The organism is Fusobacterium perfoetens, assembly GCF_021531475.1.
GTDB lineage: Bacteria > Fusobacteriota > Fusobacteriia > Fusobacteriales > Fusobacteriaceae > Fusobacterium_B.
Genome location: NZ_JADYTX010000070.1, coordinates 1 through 1533, shown reverse-complemented (window position 1 = coordinate 1533; position 1533 = coordinate 1). Strand labels below are relative to the sequence as shown.

General features: G+C 26.6%; 2 protein-coding genes. Both read left to right on the top strand.

Annotated elements, in window-relative coordinates; all coding sequences use genetic code 11:
• Window positions 1–692: amino acid ABC transporter permease (locus I6E15_RS10020; protein WP_235247628.1), on the top strand; the 692-nt coding region annotated here is incomplete at its 5' end.
• Window positions 682–1422: an amino acid ABC transporter ATP-binding protein gene (locus I6E15_RS10015; protein ID WP_235247627.1), complete on the top strand. Its 741-nt coding sequence runs from the start codon at window positions 682–684 to the stop codon at window positions 1420–1422. The genes I6E15_RS10020 and I6E15_RS10015, both read left to right, overlap by 11 nt.
• Window positions 1423–1533 lie beyond the last annotated feature (111 nt).

Below are 1533 nucleotides of genomic sequence, written 5' to 3'. Positions count from 1 at the left end.
GTACTATATTATATTTTTCTTTTAAAGAGATTGGATTAACTCTAGATTTTACTTTTCTAATTCCTTTGAAAAAAAGAATAATTGATGGATTTTTTATGACTTTTTATATAAGTTTGGGTAGTTTCTTTTTGAGTTTTATCATTGGAATAGTTACAGTCTTTTTTCAAAAAACAAATATTATAATTTTAAGATATATTTCTTATATTTATATAAAATTTATAAGAGGGACACCTCTTATTATGCAAATTTATCTTTTTTTCTATATCATTGGAACTGCTTGGGGAATTGAAAATAGATTATTTGCAGGGATTTTAATTTTATCAATATTTGAGGGAGCATATATTTCTGAAATTTTGAGAGGAAGCTTAGATTCAATAGACGAAAGTCAAATTGAGATTGCTAAATCTATCGGTTATACTAAATATCAAACATTTAGATTTTTAATTTTTCCTCAACTACTAACGAGAACTGTTCCAGCTTTGACAGGTCAACTTGCTTCTATCGTAAAAGATTCATCTCTTTTGTCAATAATAGCTATTATAGAACTTACACAAACAATGAGAGAAATTTCAGCGACAAATTTTAAATTATTTGAATGTTATTTAGCTTTGGGGCTACTTTATCTTGCTTTTACTTTACCTTTATCTTACATTAGTGAAAAATTAGAAAGGAAATTTAAATATGAGAGTTAAATTAAAAAATCTTTCCAAAACATTTCAAAAAGAAAATTTTATTCTAAAAAATATAAACTTTGATGAAGAAATACACTCTCTTGCTATCATCGGTCCTTCTGGAGGTGGAAAATCTACGCTTTTGAAAATTTTAGCTGGACTTCTTCCTCCAACAGGTGGAGAAGTTTTTATTGACAATCAACCTTTAGATTTTAATGATGAAAAAAAACTTAGGGGATATAGAAAATCAATTGGATTTATTTTTCAACAAGATGGACTTTTTAAACATATGAGCGTCATCGAAAATATTGTTAATCCTCTTGTAAATGTACATAATTATAGTTTAGATGAAGCTAAAAAAATAGCATTTTCACTTTTAAAAAGATTTGGTTTAGAAAATGAAAGGGATAAAAAACCTTTTGAACTATCTGGTGGTCAAAAACAAAGAGTGGGAATAGCTAGAGCTTTAGCTCATAAACCAAAATTTTTATTATTTGACGAGCCAACCTCTGCATTAGATCCAGAATATACTGTGGAAGTTTTGGATATTATAAAAGAATTAAAAGAAGAAAATATAGATTTTATAATTGTAACTCACGAAATGGGATTTGCTAGAAATGCTTGTGATAAAGTTTGTTTCCTTTATAACGGTGAAATTATTGAGTATGGAGAAAGTTCCGAGATTTTTACAGCTTCTAAAACAAGTGAGTTAAAAAAATTTTTAAGCAAACTACTAGAATGGAATATATAGTAAAAAGAGGCTGTGTAAATTCAAAAAATATATGAGGGTGTGAAGAGTTTTCTGTAAATCTTAACTTTCTATGATAAAAATTGTTTAATTTAATATTTTTACTTTATATGG